This is a genomic window from Aureibacter tunicatorum (genome assembly GCF_036492635.1).
Taxonomy (GTDB): Bacteria; Bacteroidota; Bacteroidia; order Cytophagales; family Cyclobacteriaceae; genus Aureibacter; species Aureibacter tunicatorum.
Genome location: NZ_AP025305.1, coordinates 2,258,103 through 2,282,018 on the forward strand (window position 1 = coordinate 2,258,103; position 23,916 = coordinate 2,282,018).

A 23,916-nucleotide genomic window follows, 5' to 3' on the forward strand; every position below is an offset into this window, starting at 1 on the left:
ATTATAATAGTTTTGCTAGTGGTAATAATTTCTTTTCTATGCCGGGGATTTGGCATTTATCAGCCAAAACGTTGAGCGCTTCATTACTTAGATGCTTATTGATAAGCTTCATGCATTCTTCATTGGACAGCGTTTCTTTCTCTTGCAGAAAATCAATTTTGGGTAGTAGATTCATTGAGTTGAGATTTAATGTTTTGATTTAGTTCATTGGCGAATTCCATCAAGTTTGGAATGGCTGAAAGCGTTTGGATCAACTCCCAAACCGCCTGCTTGGTCTTGTTGTCCAGCTTAGTGAACCAGCCTAAGAAAGCATTGCTGAACTTGTCGGTGCTTTGCTGAGGAAGCCCAGCAAGTCCGGCTTGCGGAGCTCCGCCAAATTTGTGACTCAACACGCCCATAAGGGTGCTCATAAGCATGTCATTATTGCTCACAGAATCAATGACGCCTGCCAATGTATTTTTAGTTTGAGCATCTTTTTTAAGCGATTTCAGCTCAAATTCCCTGTCTTTTGACCGCAACTCGATATGCAGCTCGTCATGCTTTTTCTTGAGCTCTTTGTACTCGTCCTCCAGTTTTTCCCTTTTGACGGTTTCCTTGTCAAGAGCTTTGGTCAATTTGTCGATTTCGTATTTTTCCCATGAGTGGGCTTGACTTGGCTGTGTCGGTTGGGGCGCTGCCGCTTGAAAAGTTGGCTGTGGTTGCGTTATCGCATCATTTTGCGGAGCTTCGGCAGGCAGCAAGTTTGTTTGAGTTTTAGCAAGTCGATGAGCCGCATTCTTGCAAGTAGCGGAGCAATATTTGGCGTCCTTTCTTCTTGCTTCGAACTCATCCTCGCAATGTTCACAAATTTTTTTCATTCCTTTTCCTTTCCTTTATTTCCTTTGTTGAATCTGCTTTCTATCGCTTCGTATGCTTTCAAAGTCCCGTAAATGCAAGCCATCAAAGCGGTGTAAGCCAGAAAACCTTTGCTGTGCGTGAACTCATAAGCGTATCCGGTCAAGCGGTTGAAATAGCTTAAAGCGGAAATGCCCATTGATGACATGCCGATGATTTCGTAAGTTTTATGGAATAATTTGACAGCTAAATGTTGCATGAGATTATAGGATTTGAAAGTTGTTTTTGACTGTGATTTCAGCGTTTTGCAATAGTGATTCTTTCTTGTTTTTGATCGTGGCCGCAATGGCTGATTGCGTAATCATCCAAGTGATTTCCACATCATTGCCGTTATAAATTCTCGGTGGAAATGGCGGTGTCGTTCTATTCAGAAGAAATTGACCGCCAAAGTCATATTTACTTGAGCTTGTGCCGTCTTCCCATTCTAATTCGATTTTCCACATGAATGTGCAATTGATCAAATAGGAGGCAGGGAACGAGACGACCACAGCACTGTCAGAGTGATATGTTGCTGTGCTTTCGTTGGCTATGATTTGCCCAGACTCGGTTAAGAGCAAGCCTTGCCGATCCGGAAAAGCTGTGTCTATGTAGAATTGCAAAGGCATCAGCGCTTCGCCCTCCAGCTTTTCATATTCAGGGCCTCCGGATGCGAATTTGTACACCGTTTGATCATTGAGCATGATGGCGTAATAGGTGTGTATATTCTGAATCATGCCGATGACCTGAGCGACTTTCGTGTGATCAAACGTAAAGTTCAACCCAGTCAAAAGAATGCCTTTGTTCACATCGATTAGCTTGCCTTTGTTGGTAATGGCAAGCGTTGCGTCTCCGGAGACAAACACTTCATCGGGTTCAAATTGACTGATGTCCGGGTAAGGTGATCCGGTTGTGAAATTCTCTATGTAAACTGAAACCGACTTGCTGATCTTATGGAGCTTGAACTTTTGATCATTACCATCATTGGCATAGCAATAAACGGCAAGGTCGGTGTAGATAGCGAAAAAGCCGTTTTTATTGTCAAAGGATACTTGATTGATTGTGCCATGCGCCCATATTTTCAAGTCTTCACTTTCTCTTATTGTCGTTTCATTTGAGTATGTATAAGTCTTGTTTGAAGAGTTGTCAGCGACATTGTACAAATAATTGCCTTGTCCGTCTTTTCTAACCAAAAACCACTTTCTTGATCGATCATTTAAAAATGCGTACTCGTAATCTTTTACCGTTGTATTGTCGATATTGGAAAAGGTGAATTCATTTAAACTGTAAGTTGCCGTTTTTTGGTCAACACTTCCAATCGAGCTTAAATCATAAAGGCCGTTTTCTGTCCTTATGACAAAACTATAACTGCCTGCCGGAGGAGGAGGCCCATCAGATCCCCCAAAGCCTTTGACTGGAACATCATCAAAATGAACATTTGAGTCAAGATCAAGGACAATTTCCCACTTGTCAGTAGTCGTTTTCTTGGCGATCCTCAACAATCCCCAGGCATTCGACTTTTTGTACATAAGCCAAATGGATGATTCTCGATAGTAAAAGTCAGTGAATGCATATGTTGGAACACCTTTGTCATAAGCAAAGTCAATGATTTGATAGTCTGAGGGAATAAAATTCTCTTTGCTAATGATGCTTTGAATCTCGGCAGCGCTCACATTCTCAATCGTTTTCACATAATCCTGAGGCGAATTATCCGGCAACGGAATATTGTTGATCTTTTGATCCACAATAAGAGCGATTTGAGAGGTATCGAGCTGATTGAAATACAACTTTTCCGTTTTGCCTTCCGCATTCATCACAATAGCGTACTTGCCGCTTTGATCTTCATGCACCGTCAAAAGGTTCATCAAGTGTCCTCCAATTTTATTGCTATTGCTGACTTCTCCTGTCATGATTATAATGCCTATTTACAATTTGATTTAATGTGTGCTCTGGTGATCAGCACTTTTGAGTTTTCTATGATGACGGATTTTTCATCCACCAATTTGCAGTCTGGGATGAATCCGTATGATCGTTGATCCCCCGGATGTAGCTCGATAATCTCGTTTTCAGGATTGCCGAACTTGACAGAGGAATCGCCAATGTTTTCTATCGTGAAGCCAAAGCAGTTTAATTCAAATTGATTTGACTTGGTCAGAATCGTGTAGTTGTACTTTAGATTATTTGCAGCCACACCCTTTATTATTGCGCCTTCTTTCGCATTCGTCGGCATCGACTTGGCGAAACACAAAGCTGATTTCCACATCTTGCGTCAAAGGCTTTTTGCTGCTGAAATTCAATGTGAACTCTTGACGATTATTCTTGAAATCCACATCATGATAAGTTTGAGCCATGAGGTTTCTTTCCCAAAAAGCGACTGGCGCTTTGTCTTCCAGCACACCGCTTTGATCATCTTCGACTTGCACCATTATGCCATTGGCAGAAGCCGTGGCAAAGGCAACCATGCCGTCAACTTCTTCATAGCCGCTGTCGAACTTGAGGTTTTCTGCGACAGTTCCCGAAAACCCACTTTGCAAAGTGACTGTGATTGTTTTATTCTTTATTTTTCTTCTGCTGCTCATTGTAGAACGGTTTTAGAGTTTTGCGAAACGGCTCAAAGCGTTTGGTGAACGGCTCTTGAAACGTTTTGAAACGGCTTAGAAACGTTTAGAGTCGCTTCATAACCGCTAAGAGATGAGAGAAAACGGCTCTAAGTATTTTAAGAGCCATTTTATCATTTTGTGGAACGGCTAGTATTAGTTCTTTTTAGTAATTCCACCGTAAAGAGAAACTTCCACAATGTGTTTTTCATCACTCACAGTAGGGACATTCTGACCATTGAAATCCAATTCGATAGAAAAAGGAGTGTCCCCAGCGATAAGCTTGAAGTTTTCCAGATCAAAACAATCACGCTCATTAGTAAATGAATCAGCACTCACAGGCATAATCGATTTTACTCTCTGGCGAAATACAGGCTTGTCCTCTATCTTAAGAACCAATTCCGCATTGACAATAGCGCTTGGAATATCATCAGTCATATAAGGCTTTGTAACAGCTTCTTTCGCTGATAGATTACTGCCTTTAGCATGACCAAAAGACAATGATTTCACAACCAAATTCACCAATGACTCAAGGCTTCCTTTGTCGACATTAGTGATCCCTGATTGCTTGACAGTATCACTATCCAAGATGGCCACAGTACCTCCAAAGCCTGTGACATCTGCTTTGATGTAGATTTCTCCATCATCAATTCTCAAAGTGCCTTCTCTTAGCTCTTTTAGGGTAGAAGGGTTAAGCTTGTCAGCTACAAGGCCTAAAAAGTTTATTGTTATTTCGTCTCTCACGATTTTATGATTTTTTATATTGATATTTATTTTTAAGAAAACACCGTTTAAACAGCGATATTTATTTGAGTATTTTCTTGCTCATCTGCGACATATCCTACTCCGTTTATGCCTTCGTTTTGACGAGCTAGATTAAGTCCGTTTTCGAAGCTCACTGCGTCTTCCTCGCTTTGGATGACATCATTGGTTTGCGGAAGCATTTCGTAACTCGAATAGCCGTAGTCCACGTTTCCAAGGGCAGGGATGAAGTTTGGCGCTTTGTCTTTCAGCGATTGCGGCATCCATTGATCGATAGCGTCAATAGCGCCCATGACAGCCACGCCTTGGCCAAGTTCTTTAACGGTTTTGTTCTTGCTCATATGCGCCATGATGCCGACAGCGAACAGCGCCAAGCCTGTGAACTTTCCGAATTTGTCCGGAGCGGATTTGATTGCCGCATAGCCGATCATTGCGCCTCCGACATTCGTCCCGATCGATGTCATTGCAGGGACTATTTTTTTGGTATCTACCATAATTTTAAGGTTATTTCAATTTTGATTAAGCTGCTTTCTTTTCAGTTTCATTTGATCCATTGCTATTGCTCAAAGCGAATGCTCCGGCAACGGCAAGGCCTGCGATCAAGAGCATGTTCATTCCTCCAGCCGTCTTGTCTTCCGCTTTGGTAGTCAAATTGGTCGGCACTGGCTTTTGAGGAATATGAGGCGTTAGATTGACCGATGGCTTGTAAGGAGCAATAGGTCTAAAGCCGCCACCCGGACGATAGCTCGGATTCGTTGGGCTGTAAATAACGCTTGGCTTTCTTGGCGGCACGACTGTATTCACAATCGATTTGCCTTGGTCGTAGATGCTTTTGCCTGTGTCTACGATCTTTTTGCCTTTGTTCAGCAAGTCCGTTATTTTGCTCAAGTCGATTCCTTGTTGCCCCGGCCTTGTGCCCGGACCGGAACCGCCTTTGGTCAGCGCATTTGCCGTTTTTGATTTGCTAAGAGCTGTTTTCGCTTTTTTGAACAGCTTGACCACCGTTGCGCCTATGCCTTTGAAGAATGCCGCAAGCTTTGCGATGAATCCGCTTGCCGCTGCTCCGGAAGCTGCCGCGGTAACTGGTTCTCCAAGCCCTGCCAGCGTAATATTGAAGTTTTCTTCCGGCTCCACATCCAAATACTCCAAGTCTTCTAGGCCTTCCAAACCTCTCAGGTTTCTGTTGAACCTAAAGTCTTTCATGCCGCCTCGGATAGGTCTTGCCATAGGTCTGGATGGCTTGTAGCTAAACCTTGGCCTAGACCTTGAATACCTTGTTTTGGAACTTTTGGAAGTCTTGGTCTTGCTTCTGGATTTGGTTTGGTATTTTGACAGCGACTTGTTGCTTTTTATCGAACTTTCAAGCAGTCTTTTAAGCTCTTTCTGGTCGGCTGTCGTGCTTTTTGAGCTAGCGCCTTTGATCGGATCATAAGTGAGATTGTTCACAAAGAAATCCTCGTTCTTGGCTTTCATGCGCCAGCCTTTCAAAATCGCATTGTCGAAGTTCTTGCGCTTGCCTTGCATGATGTTCACAAAAAGGTTGTAGGACTTTTTGTAAGCTTCCACGCACTTTCTATGATAGCTTGGATCAATGCCGAACTCTTTAACTTGAGCAGGCGAAAGTCTTGCGACTCCCAGCTGCACAGGCTTTGTTTTGTTATAACTGATATAGGTCAGCAATCCTTTTCTGGCAAGAGCTGTGAGCGGATTGAATTTCATCAAGAACTTGCCCACCTCTTTGATGCCTTTCCAAACAAAATTGCCAACTTTCTTTACGCCATTCCATACTTTGCCGCCTATTTCCTTGGCTGACTTCCAGACTCTTTTTGCCGTTGTGGCTACTTTTTTGGTGACATTTCGTATGCCTCTTCCGACTGATTTAGCGGCCTTTTTCACGCCTTTCCAAACTTTCTTGAATGGTCGGCTGATTTTCTTAAAAGTCCTTTTTAGCCAACCGCCCAAGCCGTTAAGTCCTTCAAGCTCCGAGTAATCGGTTCTTTGCGGAAGATCGGCAAGCGTTTCAATTGCTCGTTCTCTTTCTTTGGGGTTTTTCCAAACCGAAAGCACGTAGTTTATTTCCTTAAGGATATAGCCGCCAAATTCACCGAACACTTTAGGTACTGCGATAAGTTTTTTAACGGTATTCATCAAGTGCGCTTTGATGCCGTTCCAAAAGCCATTGTAAGCTTGAGAAGGCGTAAGCTCAAAGGTTCCATTCAATCCTGAAAGCGTGCTGATGTCAATCAAGCCGAATTCCTCGCCCCAATCGGTGCCGCCTCCGATACTGCCCAAAAAGGCAATGCTTTCAGGCGCTTCTTCCTCAAGCTCAGAAAGAATCATGCTGTCGTCTTTTTGGTCAGAAGGAGTAGTGCTTATAGGAAGTCCATATAAATATTCTATTTCCATAATATCTTTGTCATAATCTTCACTTTGCGGTGCTTCGTAGTCAAACTCCTCGACTACGCAATCCATCGTGTAATATTCCTTTCCGTCCTTTGAGTGAGCTATGGGGTACACATGCTGGAAATTCGGTTTACCGTTGTATTTGGTCATTCGGTAGGAGTGCTTGATGCCTAGATTCATCAGCAGGCAGCTAATGAAAATGGTGTAATCGTCGCAGTCCACGCCTTCCACTCGCTTGTCCCAGATCCTTTGGGGAGAGTGCAATTGTTCTCTGAGTGGATTGTCAGGCTTGTATTGAATGTGGTGGTAAACAAAGTTCCAGATATTTCTGCAAGTCTCTTTTACATTGCGGCCTTTGAGCCTTGCCGACAATAAGATGAGCGATTCACGCTCTTTTCTTGCGATGTTTTCAATGTAATCGAGCGTTTTATAAACATCTCCATTTCTTTCAAGAATGATCGATGCCTTTTGCAGCTTGGTTGAGTCAATGAGGTGATTGTATTCACCTCCGGACTTGATTTGCCGTTTAGCCTTGGCCTGCATTCACGAGTCCAACTAAGTTGAGAATGTTGCCAAGGTTGACCGGGTGAATCTCCTCTATGGGGGGCGTGTCGAATCCGTTAATCTTGGGTACAGCGGTAATCAAAAGCTGTTTGGTTTTGAGCAACTGGCTGAGATTCGAAATATTTGACAGTACCGGAAAGCTAAAGATAAGTTCCTTATAGCTTGTTTGGTTGGGGGCTAAGATCTGGAGCTCTGGTTGAGGGGCTGTGCTTGCGATCTTGACTTTCGCTCCGGTCGAGTCAATCGAATGGATCGTTGCAAAGATGCTGTCAAGCTTTAGTTGAGACGCACCGTTATTATCAAATCTGATTTTTACGGGGATATTCACATGCCCTCCAGATACTATGGGAATGCCAATGGAACTGATCGATACGACCATTTTTTCCTTGGTTTCATTGAGATCAATGCCCTTCGAGGTCATCGACAGAAGCCCGAAGGCTCCAATCAACAGGAAGAGTTTTTTCATAAGATGTAATTTCATGATTCTTGCCTTGCGTTAAAATGATGATGCAAGAATATGAAAGTCGCAAGTGTTACGATGTGATTACTCGTGTTCTTATATGATTTTTCAATTTTAAGTTTAATTTTGAAAAATTACGATAAAAAACATAGTATGTATTATATTGTAGATGGATCAAATGATTATTTCATATGACTTTTATCACTCGGAAAGAACTTGCTTTAAAATATGACATACACCCTCAAACTTTAGCTAATTATCTAAAGCGAATAGGGATCGTCCATAAATTTAGGCTGTCTCCCAAGGAAGTGAAGGTGTTTGAAGAGCATTATGATTATTGATATTTATTTTTTTGAATAGGAAGTTGAATTATATGGCTAGAAAAATAACAACAGCAAAACAAAGTTCTGGAGCTGGTTTTTTATTTGAAGATAAAGTGTTTTCATGGTTTGCAATTACTCTTTTAACTCAGGATTTTCCATTTTCAAATATCTCTGCTAATGTTTGTGAAATAGCATTTCAAGCAAGATCTAAAGGTTGGCTATTTGATGATTTGGTTTTAACGATGAAGACCAGTTCTGAAAATACTTTTAATATTCCTATTACTGTAAAAAGTAATGTTCAATTTTCTGGAAATGGACCAAATACTGAATTGTTAACTGATTTATGGGAGCAATATTTAAATGAAGAATCAACAGTTTTTGATAAACAGAATGATTATTTATGTATTGTAAATTCTCCGTTAGGTTCAGTTCTATCTGCTGATCTAAATAGACTTTTAAAAGCAGCTCGTTCATCTACTTACGAAATTCTTGAATCTAATATTTCTCAAGGTGAGAAAGGAAGTTTTTCTAAAAGACAAATTAAGCTATTAAAAGGGTTTAAGTGTCCTTCTGAATTAGCGTTAAAGCATAATATTGATGATAAAGATATCTGGAAACTTTTGAGTAGAGTAATTTTATTAGAGTTTGATTTTGAAAATGCTCCATCAAAGGATGAATCCAAATTGATACAAAATTGTAAAAATTGTTTATCCAATGCTGATAATAGTCAAGCAGACTTGTTAAAAATTAAATTATGTGAAATAAGAAGTGAACTATCTGCAAATGAAGGATCGTTTATTAATTATCAAACTCTAGTTGATGATATACGACTTCTTTTTAATCTCAAAGGTCTACCTCAGCATGAAGCGGATTGGAAAAAGATAGCCTCAATTACTTCTCAAAAATGTAATAGTATACAAGATAAAATAGGAGGGGAAGTTAAACTAGAAAGAGGACAGGAATTATCTGCTTTTAAGCAGATGATTAGAGAAAGTAGTTTTGTTTTTTTGTTAGGTAAATCAGGTTATGGAAAATCAGTTCTACTTAAACACTTTTTTCAAGAGCTTGATTTATCTAATAAGATTAAAACGATTTGGTTAGATTCAGATATTATATATAGTAATAACCTAGAGGATTTCTTTGATTTATCTAATTCATTTGTTGAAATCATTAAGCAAAGTCAGGATCAAGAGGGGTATATCATAATCGATTCAGTAGAAAGGTTTTGTAAAGAGGAACATTTAAAATTATTATTTAGTTTTTTAAACTATATTAAACAAAATCAAACTCCATGGAAAGTGATTTTTTCGTGTCAATCGAATGATTATGAAGATATAATAAAAGGTTTATATAGAATTAATTTATGCTTATCTCATAAAGTGTTTGATCTTCAAACTATTGAAAATGAAAAATTAATCATTGTTCAGCAAAAATTTCCAGCTTTAGCAAATCTATTTAAACATAATCATCTAAATGATATATTAAAAAACTTAAAATATTTAGACTTATTAGCATTCAATCTATCTAAAGATACTAATGTAGAAATAAATGATTTCTTTGGTGAGTCTAATATTATTGATTTAATCTGGAACGAAGAGGTTGAAAATGTTAAATACGATAATGCAGAACAACGATCTCGTTTTTTACAGCTTCTTTCTGAGAATCAAGCTGAAAAGATGACTTTTAGCACCTCTCAATCAGATTTTAATATTTGGGAATTATCCCCAGTAACATCATTAAAAAAGAGTAAACTTTTAAGAGTTGTAAATGATAGGTTGGCCTTTGAACATGATTTATTCTCAGATTGGGCAAGATATAAACTCATAAAGGATAAAAGTGATACTTTTAAAGAATATGTAGTTTCTAAAAATATTTTGTCACCATTATGGGGAAGGTCAATTAGATTATATGGGGTATATTTGTTAGAAAAGGAAGTAAGTGTTGATAGTTGGATTGAAACCTTTTCTGATTTAAATGAGAATATCCCAAATGAAAAAATTATCCAAGATTTATTATTAGATTCAATAATTTACTCCAATTCAACATTTCGTTTTTTAGAGCTTCTCTACTTTTTTTTTATTGAAAATGAAGGACAAATATTAAAGCGTTTTGTAGATCGATTCTTATTGAAGGCTACAAAGCCAAATCCCCAAATTTTAAAATTGGCTGAAGAAATGGGTGGAATTACTAAATCTGAAGCATCAATATATCATAGAATCCCAAATTATTCATATTGGTTTCCTGTTGTGGAATTTTTAAGAAAATATATTGATTCTTTTATTCCTTTATTAGGTGATAAAGTTGCTGAATTAGGAAAAGTATGGTTATTAAATACACCTGAAGATTTTCATTTACGAGAAGAAATTGCTTTTTGCGTTTTTAAAAATACCGAATGGGTTTTCAACATGAAACTTAATAATGGATGGATAAAAGATGATATAGATGAAAAAGTTTATAAATCTATGCTTTTAGGAGTTTATGATATGCCTAAAGAGAATATTGATATTTGCCTAAAGCTGTGTAAACGTAAAAAATTTCAAAACCAAGAAAGAAAATTACTTAAATCTGATTTTTCTAGACATGAGAGAATTCTTGAAAAAGTTGAAATAAGAAAGCCAATACAATGGGAAGATGGCCCTTATGAAATGGTAGATGAAACTTTTTCAGAAGTGTTTTTATCTACTGAATTTTCATATGGTTTAATTTCTCTATATCCAGATAAAGCAAAAGAGATTATATTAGCCTTGCTAATAGATCCTCCATGTGCAATTTCATTTAATTATGATTTTCATTACAAATATGATATTAATGAACCTCATGATTGGCATCCCCCTTATTATGGTAGAGGTCCTTTTTTAGATTTCTTGAATGTGAATTCAAATATAGGAATAGATACTATAATAAGTCTGGTCAATTTCGCTACTTCACAGTGGGCTAAAGTTGAGGAATTTAATAAACGCCAAGTTCCTACATTAAAGATGGAGTTTGAAGAAAGGAAATTATCATTTATTGGTGATTATCGTATTTATTTTTGGTATCGAGCAGCAGGAGGAGCACCACATGCAATTTCATCTGCTTTAATGGCGTTGGAAAAATTTTTAATTAACAGTATTGACAAAGGTGAAAATATTGAGCCTTTTATTAAGCAGATTTTAAAAAATGCTAATAGTGTTTGCTTTATAGGCTTATTATGTTTCATCGGTAAATATCATTCATCATTATTTCTAGGGATACTACAGCCAGTCTTATCTATTTTTGATTTGTATAGATGGGAAACTTCCTTAATGAATACTGAAGGTCATCAGATGCTTGGGCTAACTGATTTAGATGAAAATATAATGAATGAAATCAGAGAGTGGAATAATCTAGAATGTAGGAGAATACCTATTTACTTTACAGGTCATCAATTATTTAAACAAACCTATCAATCAAATAATTTTTATAAAAAAATAATTGAATTATGGAATAAGGAATTGTATAAAGATGAAGAAAAAGATGGGACAGATTTATTGAAAATGAATTTTATAGCACAGTTCGATTTAGAAAATTACGAAGTTTTAGAAAATAATGGTGAAACAATTTTTGAATATAATGAACCTAAAAAGCTTAATGAGAAGTTGACTCCATTAAGAATAGAAAGTGAAAAGCCAATTATAGAGATGCATTCAATTGAATATTTAAGAGAAATTAATACAGGTGGAAAATATTCAAAAGATGAACTTAATGAAGTTTGGGAAAAAGTATTTTTGGAATCTAAAATTTCTCTTACACCTGAAAAGTATCATAAATTTGCCAATGAAATTAGTTCTTTATTTGAAGTTTTAAAATTACTTTTTGAACATCAAAATTTATGGATCGATAAATATGACAATCACGTAAATTGGACAATTGATTTTTTAGAGAAAGTATTAATCAAAGCACCATATAGACAAGATGATTATTATGAGGTAGGGCTAAGTAGTGCTTGGAGTGATTCTATAGCAAGGTTTTTACCTAAGCTTTGGTCAAAAAACTTGAAGAATAAAAAAATTAGAAGATCATTAGGGTTACTTTTTTTAAAGTCAGCAAATAAAACTAATAAAATACTCTTTAGCAATATTGCTAAAGAATTAAGATGGAATCAACAAGATTTTATACAATTACAAAATTTAGCAATTAAATGGAGTTCTGGTATTTATGATTTTAATAATACAGATAATTATGAAAAATTACCTTCAGTATATGAGGAGACAAAATATCAAAAATTAATAAAACGTATTTTTAATAGAGATAAAGATATAACTTGGATAGTTTTATATGGAGATAAAATACTAAAAGAGTTTATTAATGATAAAACGGAAAAAGTAATTATAAATTTGTTAGATAAAAAATCCTCAACAAATAGTGCCTCCAGAAAAAATTATGAAGCAAGGAAATATAGAGAAAAAAGAGGTTTTGATACTCAATTATTACAAAATGTGTTTTCGCCAACTCCAGAGTTTTCAGATGTAAAAGATATTTCCGAATATAAATACCTTCTCTTATTATGGGATCAATTAGTTGGACAAATAATTAATGAAAATGAAGATATTATCTCGTATTCTGAAGTGAATAGTGAATATCCTAATGAGTTTTCTAGTTGGGTACTTAAACGTATTAGTAGACATATTTTAAGATTAAAAAAAGAAGATAACCCTAGCAGGTACTGGAAGCCAATCTTAAGTTATGGGTATTTATGCCCAAAGCAAAGTCATTTTTTTTTAGAAAATTACTTTTTAAATGATTTTAATGAAGAAAAAAATAAAATCAAATTTCATGAAGAATGGGAACAAATGATTTTGTTTTGTTCACAATCAGAAAATTGGAAAAGTAAAGGAGTAAAAACTTGGAATAATAGAGATATTGAGCAATCCTTATATGGGGTTTCTTATGATCAGATTGATATTTGGGATGATGATCATAAGGATCTTTTGAAATTGTCTTCAAAAAATATCATTAAGTGGTTTTTCAATAATGTACATAATTATGATCGGGTCAGAATGTTAATTTTATTACTTAGAAAAAAATCAGGAGGAGTCCTTTTAAAAGAGGGGCTTACTGTATTATATTGTTTTGTTAAGTGGTACACTCAAATTCTAAGTATTCCAGCTCCAGATGGTAAAGTACATAGACAGTTTGAATATAATGAAAGTTTTGCTCGAACAGCAAGTTATCTATGGGAGGAATATAGGGACGTTATTAAAAAAGATAAAGAACTGTATAATAATTATAAAGTAATTGTAATGTATTTAGTCTCTATTAATGAACCTATTGGTCTAGAGTTACAAAATAGAATTTTAGACTAGATTTTATTTACATCTAATCTCTAATTTTTAGAGATTAGATGTAAATATTACTTTATGATATTTCCATATGTTTGTCTTTTCTCTAGTCCGCAATATTTTTTGACTCTAAACTCTTTTCGTATGATGTTTAGGATTGTTTTTTCTGAGAGATAAAACTCTTTTTCAGAGAGTATTTTAAGAGTATCATCAACTCTTTTGCGCTTTACTTCTGTAAGATGCACGAAACGTTTTACAAGAGCTTTATCTCTTAACTTTATGAGCTCTTTAGAGCGTCCTTTTTGTGTTTTGATTTTCATTTTGATTTGAGATTTAAGGGTTGTTATTCTTCTTCGTTGTCGGGTATGAAATTGATTGTGAGGCTTACTAGCTGTTCGTCATCTTGCTTAATCCATTCGATGCTATCTACTGCGCATAGATTGATGCCCATCTGATTAGGAATGACTTCAACTGGTAGTGGCGATTTCATTTTTCCGTCAATGACTTCTTGTACGGTTGTTTTAAGGTGCTTCATTTTTTATTATTTATTTGAGATTTAAAGAGTGGAATAACCGTTTCGAAACGTTTCTGAAACGGCTCATTTTTTATGTTAATGGGGCTTTTTGATTCGTTTTTTGTCAAGGAAAGAGCTGAAATACTTCTTTCTAATATTATCGAGAAATCTATAAATCAGATAAAGAGCGAATAGGATGACAAAGGCATAAAATAAGCTATCGAAGGTTTGATTATTCATGTCTGGAGTAATAAAGGATTTCAAATACTTGCAACTGGCTGCTTTTATAAGATTGGTAGATTCTGTACACCCAAACGATCCCGATCACCATCAAGCAGACGATGATAATTAATGTGGTGATCAAAAATGCGATTAACATTGCCTTATCATTTGGATGTCGTTGTAGACTGTTCGTTGCGAGCATGCGAACATGGTTGACACCTCGTCGATGAGATCGGGAATCGAGTTGTTGGCAATCGATTCTTGTATTCTTGGTTTGAGATAATCGATCCTGAAAGATCGCTTTGGGATGTGATATGTCATATTGTTTGGTTTTCGATTTTGAGGCTAGGGTCTAGGTTGAGCTCTAGTTGCACGTTGAGATTCCTTTCTACATACTGCTTGACTCTTTTGTCAATGTCCTTGTGAAATTCGGAGTTGAACAGGAATATAAGCCCTCTGTATCGAAGGCTTGTATAGAAAGTGTATGTGGCTTCATGAGGCGTTTTGGCAGTTACCATCGTGGAATGCACTTTATTGTCCTTGCGGTATATGATCTTGTAGCTTTGCATCTTTGCATTTGTGAGCATTTTTAGCAAAAGGACTCTTGAACCTTTCCCCACATTCACCGCAAGTTGTTGCTTCTCTCCATTTGTCGGCTTCTTCTTTTTCCTTATTGTACTGCGCTTCTATTCCTTGCCGGACTATTTCAAGTTCAGAAAGCGTATCTGCGAAACGTTTCTGCTGCTCGTCCATTTCCTCGTCTTTTTCTTGCTTTTCGGCTTCTGTTTCTTCCAGTTTTGCCTGCAAATCCCTTATATCTTGCTCCAAGCCGTCACGAAACGTTTCAGAAACGTTTCGTGACGTTTCGATTTTTGAGGCGTACATTTCCGAAAACATGTAGATCGATACTGTAAAAAGTGTCGAATACACCACGCTTGCCGTTAATTGCTCCCAGTTGCCCAGAATCATGAAAGTTCGCACATCATAGTAAAGCATGGACAGTACAAAAAGCAGTACTGTGAACAGCAAGGCGAACCACTTCTTGCCATTGGCTACAAAGGCCATGATCGCAAGCTCGATGATGACCACCACGATAACCGAGTGAATCATGCTGCCTTCGATCCCAAAGAGCTTGCGGCTGATGTCATGATGCACATAAGCAAGATGCTCGATATTGTTGATCATCACCAGTCCGATGATGATCAATAGGTAATGTTTCTTAATAAAGTTCATATTCAATTGAATTTATAAATGATCTTAAATCGGAAACATTACCCTCAAGCTCTTCTACATAATCTTTTTCTAGTTTCGCATAGACCTCTTTACATTGATTATAAGTATGTTGAGTTATACTTGATTTTTTAATTTGAGAAGGTGTTGAAATGGCAATTTTACAAACTCTAAGGATTTCTAAATCAGTCTCTATAAATTTGAATACACCTTTTTTAACCATACTATAATAATTTGCTTTTTCTTTCTTTGTGAGTCTCATTCTTTTTACTGTTGATGGTGAATATGCCGAATAGCCGTTCAATAAAGTTTTTTTTTCGAGGCTTCAATCCGTAGAAAGCGTTTGCCCAGGCTTCGAAGTGTTTTTCTTGATTGCGGTTCATCAGTTCAATATTTTAGGTTGAAATCTCAAATCCGAATTAGGCATCCATCGAGGTTGATAAGAGCCTTTTTCAAGTATTTTGCATTGAAAGTGTCCTTTATGATGGATCAAAGAGGGGATCCCTTGGTTGGTTATCGCTAACATTTCATTTGCTGGTATTTCTCGATAATGAGACATATTCTTATGCATAACATGTGTGTTGATATTCATTATGTGAATTTCTCCAGTATTAGACCTGACGATCTTGCCTAATACGCATTCAAAATTTCCAGCTCCAGTAATGTCAATGGCTTGAATGATATTTTTAGTCGAAGCGGTTTTATGAGTGATTTCTATCCAGTTGTTCATATCAGTTGTAATTGAGAATCAAAATATCTTTTAATCTGAATTTGGTTACTCCCGAAATATTGTCCAGCTTCACAAACACCTCTTTATCAGATTTTATCCGGGTAATTTTACCTTTGCAACTTTTGCTTAAAACTTTGCATAATACAACCTCTCCAACCTTGCAGAGAGGCGAAATTATTTGTACTTTTGTCATGGAATAATAAGAATTATAAACTGGTCTGTTGGAGATCAATCTTTAAAGCTCAAAGGGTTGCAGCCTTTTGAGCTTTTTTTATGGATTATGATCTAATGAGTGATTTTTGCTCTTTGGTCCCGTATTTCTCGACTAGAAATGTTGCAAACTGGAATTCGTCCGAACTATTGGTTTTTCCTCCGATAATACGGCTTAGCACCGATTCATTGAATATATTGTCATCCGCTTTCAAATACTCGATAAATGCCAATCGATTCTCGTTTGTATTGTAGTCTTTATGAAATTGTCTTCTGAGGCTTACCGCTTTGTTTTTCGGATCAGCAACGACAGATTTTTGAGTGTTTTTCGCAGGCTTTGTTTTCTTGCTTTTTTGGTTGTTTTCCTTAACCTTTGTCTCGTTCAATTTGCCAGTCTGCATTGACTCATTGCCTTCGCTGAAATATTTTTCACTATACTTTCTAATGAAATCTTGCACTACGCCTTTTGGAAAGTGATAGGTGTTGATAAGCTGTTCTGAATACGAATAGAGCGAATTGAGCGTGCGAAACCTATGTCTTTTAAGCGACATCATGTTCTCTTTGCTCTTGGCAGACTTCTTGACTAGATTTGACGTTTCACCAGTTTCGACAAGCTCATAGAAGCGATTGAGAAAGTTGATCAAAACTTTGTTGTCAATGTACTTATCTCCAAGCTCGTAATGACTGATAAAAAGCACGCAGATCGTCACATCCTCACCGTTGTTGTTTTCGCAAAATTCGATGAAATCAAGCGGAAATTGCGTCTTGCCATTGCTGCGAATGATCGGTTTTTCATTGAAATAGCCAGTATTGTAAAGCCTTTCGATACACTCTTGCAGGAGCGTGTCTTTATCGGCTCTTTCGGGTAAATTATTCCATTTGGAATAGCCCTTGAGAAACTTTGGGTTGTTTTGTTGCCAAATGTACCATGAATAAGTACTGGAGGCTTTGTCTTTTCGGTTGCCAGCCAATTTTCGAGCTTGCTTGATGCGTTCTTGCGAAATAGTAGACATTTTTTCAAAAATTTATCCTAAGAATTATAGTAAAGAAATAGGTAAAGAGGTGAAGAACATAAGGTAAAGAGCTTTTGGAAAAAGCTTTTTCCTGAAAGGGAATAAGAGAAAAATTCCCTAAGAAAAACGACCAAAAAGGACGTACTTTACCTGTTCACGAAAAGTAGGTTTTTTGATTTTTTCGTGTTATGTCATATAATTTCGGCTTGATTGCGCTTTTCAAGACTTACGAGATTACGTACTACTTTGAACCTATTTAATTTTGATCCTGAGAGGGGAGATGATCCCCTCCAAGCTCCGAGTCAGGACTGTTTGGTTTGTGACTTTTTGAGTCAAAGAGTATTCAGGGTTTCTTTATGCGAGATAGTTTTTAGCGTTTTGCAATTCTATCTCGATGGCTGCTTTTTTGAACTCCCACTCGCTAGGCGTAGCGATGAATTTCTCAGCTTTTTCGATAGATGTTTCCACAATGCTTTTCACTCTTTCGTCTTCTATCTTTTGGGCTTTTTCTTTGATTGATTTGAGTTGTCTATTGACTTCCTCGATGTATCGTGTTGTTGCTTCGGATTCTATTTTCATTTTGGACTTGAATTAAATATAATATAAACCATTATGTTTGATGAGTTTTTTAAGTTGGAATCGTCTTTTGATTCTTCTTAGTTCCCCTATGCGGATTCGAACCGCACCAACTTCACAGCCTGTTTTACCCAAATGGGGGAGATGTTAGATTTTGGTAATTAATTCTTGATATATTTCTAAGAATTTGATGACCATTAAATACTCCAAGTTTTTTATGTTGAAGTGAGTTCTTTGATTTTTTGATTAATAAAATTAATTTCTTCGATACTTAGCTTTTCTTTTTTTAACCTATTCCAAAAACTATTTTTATGATAAGCGAACTTCTCTGTGATAGACTTTATAATATTTCCTTTAATTGAATAGGGTAAAAGCTTATACCTTGTGTAAATTTCATCGCTTTTGTCGTAATTTTTTGAAAAACTCTTTTTATCCATGGAACATATGTGATTGTTTTCGAGTATATAATTTTAAAATTATAGTAAATTGTGTTACATTGTATTAAAATATATCATCTTGTGTTATTATGTATTACAAATTAGATTCTAAATTCTAATAAATACAATAAAAAATTCCATAAAATAGTAAAATAGATTAGATAATATATATAATGGTTAAAATATGACAGATTCTATCAATGAAAGACTAGAGTTTTTACTCCAAGAGCTTAGATATAATCGGAGTGAGTTTGCTAGAAAGGTAGGAGTTTCTATTCAGACTATCCATAATATCTTAGGGGAGAAAAAAACAAAGCCTACTTTTGAAGTAATTAATAAAATATTGAAAAATATTCCAGATATTAATTCAGATTGGCTAATTCTTGGAGCTGGAGAGATGTATAGAGGAGTTGATGATTCAACAAAAGTTGAAGAAGAGCCAGCAAAAGAAAAGAGATTTTCTCCAGAGATTCAAAAATATATTGACTCAATAGTCAATAAGTATGAAACTCAAATAAATAAAAAGGATAAACAGATTGATAACTTAATAACTATACTGAGTTCTCAAGCTGCGGGAAAGCTCATAGGTAAACAATTAACAGCACAGCGATGGTAATTATTTTTTTGTAAAAAATGATAACCAGATTGTTTGCCATACCAACTTGAGAAGTTGGAATTCGCTGAAAATGAGTAGGTTAAAGAAGCTTTAGTTCGACTCCTTCCGGGACTACAAAAGCTTGAAATTCAACAAGTTAAATAAGCCGAAACGACTTGAATAAGGGTAATCAAAGGGTAATCTTTAAGGTTAACCCTTTTTTTTATGCTCTAAAAAAAGGTTACATACTCATATATATTCCCACCTAGAAGTAACCAAAAAATAACAGACATGAAATTTAATATCAACATGTGGTTAAGAAAAGACCGCATAGGAGCGGATGGAAGAGCTCCAATTTATTGCAAAGTTAATTACAAAGGACAAATCAGCATGATTTCTACAAATGTGCGAGTATCTCCAGATGAATGGAGCAGCAAAGGCTATGGAAGAATCACAAGTCCGGGGAAATATTCAGAATTAGGCAATACCATACTTTTAGAAACATATACCAAGATTAAAAGCATATACAGAACACTGGAGGATTTGGACAAGGTTGTAACTTCTAAGATTGTCCTTAAGGTATATAAAGGAGAGAGAAAGATTCATTATAAATTGATTGAAATCGTAGAGGAATTTGTTCAAGACCGGGAGGATCTAGGGTATGCGAATAATACGATTAGAAGTTTGAGAAATGCTCTTAGGCACCTAAAGAATTATCTGGAGAAGATTAATAATAAAAACTTGCTTGCGGAAGATCTTTCGAAGAGTTTTGGAGATGATTTTTTAAAATACCTGAAAACAGATCAAGAGCTAGGACACAATCAAGCTGTGCGTATTGTTAAGCAAACTCAAGCGGCCTTGGAGTTTGGCTTTAAGCGAGATTATATTGAGACTAATCCGCTTAAGAGCTTTATGGGAAAGATAAGGAATGAAGTAAAGCCTATTGACTTTGTGGACGATCAAGATATGGAGCGTCTTAAAAAGGCAGAATTTGATGATCAAAGGCACGAACGAGTAAGAGACATGTTTTACTTCCAATGCAGAACAGGGCTTTCCTATTGCGATCTCAAAGCATTTCAAAGCGAATCTCATGTGAAGATATCGCAGTTTGGTCCTTTCATTCAACAACAGCGTCAAAAATCAAGCACATATAGTGTAATTCCTTTATTGCCAGAGGCGATAACGATCCTTGAAAAGTATGAGTACAAACTTCCTGTTATTAGTAATCAGAAATACAATAAATACCTTAAGGAAGTAGCAGCAATTTGCGACATAAAAATGTCACTGACTTCTCATATTGGTAGGAAAACGTTTGCTACATGGCTATTCAATAATGAAGTGAATGCCGTTTCAGTAATGAAAGCTCTTGGTCATAGCGATTTGAAGACTACATTAAAGTATTATGCCGAGATTTTGCCTAAAAAAGTGATCGAAGACTTTAGGCAAGCATTTGGTTTGATGTAAGGTCATTATTTTTTCAACTTATAATTTTCACACCCTTTCAATTTATTCTCATTTGTTGGTAAAATAATACGCAGTTTCGTAGTCGAAATCTGATGCGGAATTTTAATGATTTTATAAAGATAAAATGTTTAAAAAAATGTGTTTTTTTGGTTACAACTTTAATGAATAGCTTACTAATTAGTAGGCAATATTTTAAATTAAAATAAATTATTCTGTTGAGTCAGGCTAGGCTAGATTATACTATGAAAGAATTGAGCCAGAAAATAATGAATTTTGAGCATTGGATATCTTCTGGGCTAAAAAGTAAATGTCCTGATAATATTCCTCTTGAGTTATTGATGTTATTTAAGGAGTCAGGAGATGCTTATGCGTTTTATAGAAATTATTTATTTAGAGTACATTTTATATCAAATAATGATATAAATTTAATTAATGAATTTTTTGATTTTATAAATTCTTGCGATGTATTTTCTGATTTTAAGAAATTAATTGAATTTTATTCGATAAATAAACAAGTAGATTTATTTAATGATAAAAGGGAAAATGTTTTTGAAATTGCAATGGAGAAACCTAAGGATGGACTTTCTCAAAATGCCTGCTTTTTATATCAAAGCTATTATGAGATTGAAACACTTCTTTTAATTTTCGTTTCCATTGTAAAGCTTAAAACAAAAAACAGACTTGATCTAGAATTATATAATTTTAAAGATAGAAAAGGACGATTAAAGAAAGGTAATTGTATTGATTATATAAAACCAAAGCTTAAAGATTATCCAATTTTGCAAGCTGTTTTTTCAAGTGCATATAATATTCAATTACGTAATACTATTGGTCATAATGATTATCGAATAATTGATAATACAATTCAATCATATGATGGAAAATCGATAATAGATAAAGATGATTTTTTTAAATCGCTTTATGATATTCAGCATTTAAACAATCTTTTGATCAATTATTTTTCATCTAAAAATATTGGAGAGAGCTTATTGTTTAATTGTGGAGTACTATCAATGGGATATGGTATAGTTAATGGTAATGTGGTGCTTGTGATATATCAATTAGAATGCTTTTTTGATTTAGACATATCTAAAGATTGGCTTAATAAAGTTTATATTTTAATTACTAAATCTGATTTTAAAATAGATGTTAATGCAAAAACTAAGTTAACTCGTCCAGTTAATCAATTGTTTGAAATATGGCTTTGTGAATTAACAAAAGAATCAAAACTAAAGGTAATTGTACAATCAATTAGACCAAAAATTAAAGAGAGTTCACAGGTGATAAACATTGAATGTGGTGATTTTGAAATTTTAAGCAATAAATTAGAAAAAAATGTTGAATACGAAATTAGTGATGTTGATTAATAATAAATCATGTTAAATTATAAAGAGATTGAAGAGAGAGTTAATAAGATAAATAATACTTTTAATAATCTTCATTATATTGAAAAGAGAAATAGAAAAATATCGACACTTTATAAAATATTATTATATAATAGTGAAATTTACAAAAAAAATATAAATGAAATTCAAGCTTTATACTCAACTAAAAAGCGTAAAATACATATTAAGTATAGGGAATTAGTAGCTTGTTCAATTGCTGCTAAATATGAGAAAAGTGGTGTTTTTGGAACTTCTTTTGGAAAACTAAGTCATGAGGATTCGATTAATTATAAGCTTAGAAAACAGTTAAATAAATTAGGCATAATAGGGGAACTATCGTCAAAAACAAGTTCTAAAAATATTATTGGGAAATGCGCTGAAAATAAAGCAGCAAACAAGGTGTTAAAAATAAAAAGTAAAGCAGAATTGTTGGATATTCAATTTACAAAAGCCATAAGGCCTAGAACATCTGAACCGATTCCAAGGTGTGAAAATTGCGAAGTAGTTTATGGGAAAGAAAAAATATAATGTTACAGATTTTGATTTAGATATATTTAAATTTAATTCTGGTTTATTGTGTCATTTTGCAACTGCTGGAGGAAATGTTTATTCTTATTTCGAAGATGAAGGTTTTCACAATGAATTGAGAATAATTCTTAGGGAGAGTAATTTTGAATTTAAATATGAAATTAATCGATATTTAGAAAGAATTATTGATCATAGAATACTTAATCAAGGATTTGATCGTGATAAGTATTTACATGATTTTGTAGGATTTGCAAAAAAAGGGCTGTTTTCATTTGATAAAACATTTTTACATGATAGTGAGGATTTAAGTTACCATCTTGTAGCTTATCCAATATTTGAAAATCGTAGTCAATATTTTGATTTATTAGAATATTGTCTAGAAAGCTTAAGTGATGAATTTAAGAGGAAATTTAAGCCTTATCCGAGATATCGGTATTGGACTTATTACTTTTCCATAAACAAGTTAGATCTTTTTAATGAGTCAATCAAAGTGCAATTATAAATTATAGTTGTTTTGTGGTATTGATATTGATTACCGTACTTAAAAATATTATACTATGATGGTGAATATTGTAATTTATTTGTTAAGTGCTTTTTTTGTGACCCCCACATTAAAAGTAGTAGAGAGTCAGTTAGAGGTAGATCCGAAAGTCTTTATTTGTGGAGAAAGTAAAATTTTTCATAATGATTCAACTCATAATGCATTAGTTAGTAATTGTAAATCAGGTGTTTGGACTCAAAAAAAATCTGAGGCTTTAGATGATGGAAAAAGGTTATGTCGTTGTAGATATTAGTTTTTTGTGAAGTTTTTGATTTACCTTATAACCTTCGAATCAAAAACACTATACACATGATCCGTATCACCATCAGCAAAGCGATTCTTTTCCCAATATACATGGTGATCATCATGAACATGAGCTACACAAGAGGCGTCAAAATCAGCCATATTTCCGCCTCTTGTTCCTGACTTGCTGTTGGATTGTGTGATAATGATAAACATCGTATTTTGATTGTTTTTTCGAAGCTTGTCAAAGTCTGTTTGCTTCACATTATCTATTTTTTGCCATGAGTCAATGACAATAACATCAAATTCTTTTGCTGCTTTGTCTATGGTTGTTAACCCTTCCGGACAAACAGAAGTACTCATGACTTGAGGCTTAAATTCCTCACTAATGTACAGCTCTGAATAATCTTGCACAATAGAACTAGCTACATCCATTTCAAGAGAAAAAAATGCTAGGGTTAGATTCGCTTCAATAAAACAGTTGATAAGCTGAAAAATGAATCTGGATTTTCCAGCTCCGGGTTCTCCACGTAAAAGTAGCATGAATTCAAATGATTCAGGTTTTCCGAGCCATTTAGCAATCGGTCCTTTTAACTTGATTGGTTTTCCGGTTTTTTGGGTTTGTGGTTTATTGATTGGAGAAAAAAGCCCTTTTAAACTACTGGAAAGCGATTTTGAAGAGGTGTTAATAGGTTCGTGAACCGTTTCAGTTACGTTTTGAGCCTGTTTTGTTACGCTTTGAAGCGGTTTGGAAACGCTTTTATCCGTTTTTGAAACGTTTCGTGACGGTTTGGAAACGTTTTTAGAAACGCTTTTAAGCGCTTCGGGGTGCTTTTCCTCGATTTCCGCTATGCATATTTCAAGCTCCGTTTCGTATTTCTTAGGCGACTTCTTGAACTTTCTATACTCTTGTTGCAGTCGCTTGGGCAGTAGTGAGATATTCATGATA

The 23,916-nt window shown here is 35.2% G+C and carries 28 protein-coding genes; 8 read left to right on the plus strand and 20 right to left on the minus strand.

The annotated features are described in order from the left end of the window. Nucleotide 1: 1 nt before the first annotated feature. From AABK36_RS09630 to AABK36_RS09675, 10 genes are all read right to left on the minus strand, one after another. Nucleotides 2-175, minus strand: coding sequence for a hypothetical protein (locus tag AABK36_RS09630; protein WP_309939747.1), 174 nt, complete (start codon nucleotides 173-175; stop codon nucleotides 2-4). Further along, entirely contained in the window at nucleotides 153-857 is a 705-nt protein-coding gene (locus AABK36_RS09635; protein ID WP_309939749.1) for a hypothetical protein, read from the minus strand. Before AABK36_RS09635 ends, AABK36_RS09630 begins: the two co-directional genes overlap by 23 nt. Next, complete coding sequence (locus tag AABK36_RS09640; protein WP_309939750.1) at nucleotides 854-1,093, minus strand: hypothetical protein; 240 nt, start codon at nucleotides 1,091-1,093, stop codon at nucleotides 854-856. The genes AABK36_RS09635 and AABK36_RS09640 overlap by 4 nt, the downstream gene beginning before the upstream one ends. A gap of 4 nt (nucleotides 1,094-1,097) precedes the next feature. After that, the gene (locus AABK36_RS09645) at nucleotides 1,098-2,780 is read right to left on the minus strand and encodes a hypothetical protein (RefSeq protein ID WP_309939751.1); all 1,683 of its coding nucleotides are present in this window, start codon (nucleotides 2,778-2,780) and stop codon (nucleotides 1,098-1,100) included. Between the two features lie 11 nt (nucleotides 2,781-2,791). Continuing rightward, nucleotides 2,792-3,061: a hypothetical protein gene (locus tag AABK36_RS09650; protein WP_309939752.1), complete on the minus strand. Its 270-nt coding sequence runs from the start codon at nucleotides 3,059-3,061 to the stop codon at nucleotides 2,792-2,794. After that, nucleotides 3,048-3,449 (minus strand): hypothetical protein, encoded by a 402-nt coding sequence (locus tag AABK36_RS09655; protein WP_309939753.1) that lies wholly within the window; start codon nucleotides 3,447-3,449, stop codon nucleotides 3,048-3,050. The genes AABK36_RS09650 and AABK36_RS09655 overlap by 14 nt, the downstream gene beginning before the upstream one ends. A 174-nt stretch (nucleotides 3,450-3,623) precedes the next feature. After that, nucleotides 3,624-4,211: a hypothetical protein gene (locus tag AABK36_RS09660; protein ID WP_309939755.1), complete on the minus strand. Its 588-nt coding sequence runs from the start codon at nucleotides 4,209-4,211 to the stop codon at nucleotides 3,624-3,626. Between the two features lie 47 nt (nucleotides 4,212-4,258). Further along, on the minus strand, nucleotides 4,259-4,723 hold the full coding sequence (locus AABK36_RS09665) for a hypothetical protein (RefSeq protein ID WP_309939757.1): 465 nt from the start codon (nucleotides 4,721-4,723) through the stop codon (nucleotides 4,259-4,261). Between the two features lie 25 nt (nucleotides 4,724-4,748). Then, the gene (locus tag AABK36_RS09670; protein ID WP_309939758.1) at nucleotides 4,749-7,175 is read right to left on the minus strand and encodes a transglutaminase-like domain-containing protein; all 2,427 of its coding nucleotides are present in this window, start codon (nucleotides 7,173-7,175) and stop codon (nucleotides 4,749-4,751) included. Continuing rightward, complete coding sequence (locus AABK36_RS09675) at nucleotides 7,159-7,662, minus strand: hypothetical protein (protein ID WP_309939759.1); 504 nt, start codon at nucleotides 7,660-7,662, stop codon at nucleotides 7,159-7,161. Before AABK36_RS09675 ends, AABK36_RS09670 begins: the two co-directional genes overlap by 17 nt. Nucleotides 7,663-7,847: 185 nt before the next feature. Here AABK36_RS09675 and AABK36_RS09680 point away from each other — a divergent pair, with 185 nt between their 5' ends. Next, on the plus strand, nucleotides 7,848-7,997 hold the full coding sequence (locus AABK36_RS09680) for a hypothetical protein (RefSeq protein ID WP_338390322.1): 150 nt from the start codon (nucleotides 7,848-7,850) through the stop codon (nucleotides 7,995-7,997). A 32-nt stretch (nucleotides 7,998-8,029) separates the two neighbouring features. After that, a complete protein-coding gene (locus AABK36_RS09685) occupies nucleotides 8,030-13,303 on the plus strand; it encodes an NACHT domain-containing protein (RefSeq protein WP_309939760.1) in 5,274 nt (1,757 codons plus the stop codon). Nucleotides 13,304-13,350: 47 nt separating this feature from the next. Here AABK36_RS09685 and AABK36_RS09690 read toward each other — a convergent pair whose 3' ends face one another. The 9 genes from AABK36_RS09690 to AABK36_RS09730 form a co-directional block, all read right to left on the minus strand. Continuing rightward, nucleotides 13,351-13,599 carry a hypothetical protein gene (locus AABK36_RS09690; protein ID WP_309939762.1) on the minus strand — a complete coding sequence of 83 codons (249 nt, stop codon included), beginning with the start codon at nucleotides 13,597-13,599 and terminating at the stop codon, nucleotides 13,351-13,353. 23 nt (nucleotides 13,600-13,622) lie between these two features. Next, complete coding sequence (locus tag AABK36_RS09695) at nucleotides 13,623-13,814, minus strand: hypothetical protein (RefSeq protein WP_309939763.1); 192 nt, start codon at nucleotides 13,812-13,814, stop codon at nucleotides 13,623-13,625. A gap of 211 nt (nucleotides 13,815-14,025) precedes the next feature. Then, nucleotides 14,026-14,217 carry a hypothetical protein gene (locus AABK36_RS09700; protein WP_309939764.1) on the minus strand — a complete coding sequence of 64 codons (192 nt, stop codon included), beginning with the start codon at nucleotides 14,215-14,217 and terminating at the stop codon, nucleotides 14,026-14,028. A gap of 115 nt (nucleotides 14,218-14,332) precedes the next feature. Further along, the gene (locus tag AABK36_RS09705) at nucleotides 14,333-14,584 is read right to left on the minus strand and encodes a hypothetical protein (protein ID WP_309939765.1); all 252 of its coding nucleotides are present in this window, start codon (nucleotides 14,582-14,584) and stop codon (nucleotides 14,333-14,335) included. After that, entirely contained in the window at nucleotides 14,547-15,248 is a 702-nt protein-coding gene (locus AABK36_RS09710) for a hypothetical protein (protein ID WP_309939767.1), read from the minus strand. The genes AABK36_RS09705 and AABK36_RS09710 overlap by 38 nt, the downstream gene beginning before the upstream one ends. Continuing rightward, nucleotides 15,235-15,507: a hypothetical protein gene (locus AABK36_RS09715; RefSeq protein ID WP_309939769.1), complete on the minus strand. Its 273-nt coding sequence runs from the start codon at nucleotides 15,505-15,507 to the stop codon at nucleotides 15,235-15,237. The genes AABK36_RS09710 and AABK36_RS09715 overlap by 14 nt, the downstream gene beginning before the upstream one ends. A 120-nt stretch (nucleotides 15,508-15,627) precedes the next feature. Continuing rightward, nucleotides 15,628-15,975 carry a hypothetical protein gene (locus tag AABK36_RS09720; RefSeq protein WP_309939771.1) on the minus strand — a complete coding sequence of 116 codons (348 nt, stop codon included), beginning with the start codon at nucleotides 15,973-15,975 and terminating at the stop codon, nucleotides 15,628-15,630. A gap of 278 nt (nucleotides 15,976-16,253) precedes the next feature. Then, nucleotides 16,254-17,198, minus strand: coding sequence for a hypothetical protein (locus tag AABK36_RS09725; protein WP_309939772.1), 945 nt, complete (start codon nucleotides 17,196-17,198; stop codon nucleotides 16,254-16,256). Nucleotides 17,199-17,552: 354 nt separating this feature from the next. Continuing rightward, nucleotides 17,553-17,777: a hypothetical protein gene (locus AABK36_RS09730; protein ID WP_309939773.1), complete on the minus strand. Its 225-nt coding sequence runs from the start codon at nucleotides 17,775-17,777 to the stop codon at nucleotides 17,553-17,555. 618 nt (nucleotides 17,778-18,395) lie between these two features. Between AABK36_RS09730 and AABK36_RS09735 the strand changes: the two genes are divergently transcribed. The 6 genes from AABK36_RS09735 to AABK36_RS09760 all read left to right on the plus strand — a co-directional run bounded on the left by AABK36_RS09735 (nucleotide 18,396) and on the right by AABK36_RS09760 (nucleotide 22,977). After that, entirely contained in the window at nucleotides 18,396-18,827 is a 432-nt protein-coding gene (locus AABK36_RS09735; RefSeq protein WP_309939775.1) for a helix-turn-helix transcriptional regulator, read from the plus strand. A gap of 270 nt (nucleotides 18,828-19,097) precedes the next feature. Beyond that, on the plus strand, nucleotides 19,098-20,270 hold the full coding sequence (locus AABK36_RS09740; protein WP_309939776.1) for a site-specific integrase: 1,173 nt from the start codon (nucleotides 19,098-19,100) through the stop codon (nucleotides 20,268-20,270). A gap of 242 nt (nucleotides 20,271-20,512) precedes the next feature. Further along, nucleotides 20,513-21,637: a hypothetical protein gene (locus AABK36_RS09745; RefSeq protein ID WP_309939777.1), complete on the plus strand. Its 1,125-nt coding sequence runs from the start codon at nucleotides 20,513-20,515 to the stop codon at nucleotides 21,635-21,637. 9 nt (nucleotides 21,638-21,646) lie between these two features. Beyond that, nucleotides 21,647-22,183, plus strand: coding sequence for a hypothetical protein (locus AABK36_RS09750; RefSeq protein ID WP_309939779.1), 537 nt, complete (start codon nucleotides 21,647-21,649; stop codon nucleotides 22,181-22,183). After that, nucleotides 22,164-22,685 (plus strand): hypothetical protein, encoded by a 522-nt coding sequence (locus tag AABK36_RS09755; protein ID WP_309939780.1) that lies wholly within the window; start codon nucleotides 22,164-22,166, stop codon nucleotides 22,683-22,685. The genes AABK36_RS09750 and AABK36_RS09755 overlap by 20 nt, the downstream gene beginning before the upstream one ends. Before the next feature lie 55 nt (nucleotides 22,686-22,740). Continuing rightward, complete coding sequence (locus AABK36_RS09760; protein WP_309939781.1) at nucleotides 22,741-22,977, plus strand: hypothetical protein; 237 nt, start codon at nucleotides 22,741-22,743, stop codon at nucleotides 22,975-22,977. A gap of 20 nt (nucleotides 22,978-22,997) precedes the next feature. Here AABK36_RS09760 and AABK36_RS09765 read toward each other — a convergent pair whose 3' ends face one another. Further along, entirely contained in the window at nucleotides 22,998-23,912 is a 915-nt protein-coding gene (locus tag AABK36_RS09765) for a P-loop NTPase family protein (protein ID WP_309939782.1), read from the minus strand. Nucleotides 23,913-23,916 lie beyond the last annotated feature (4 nt).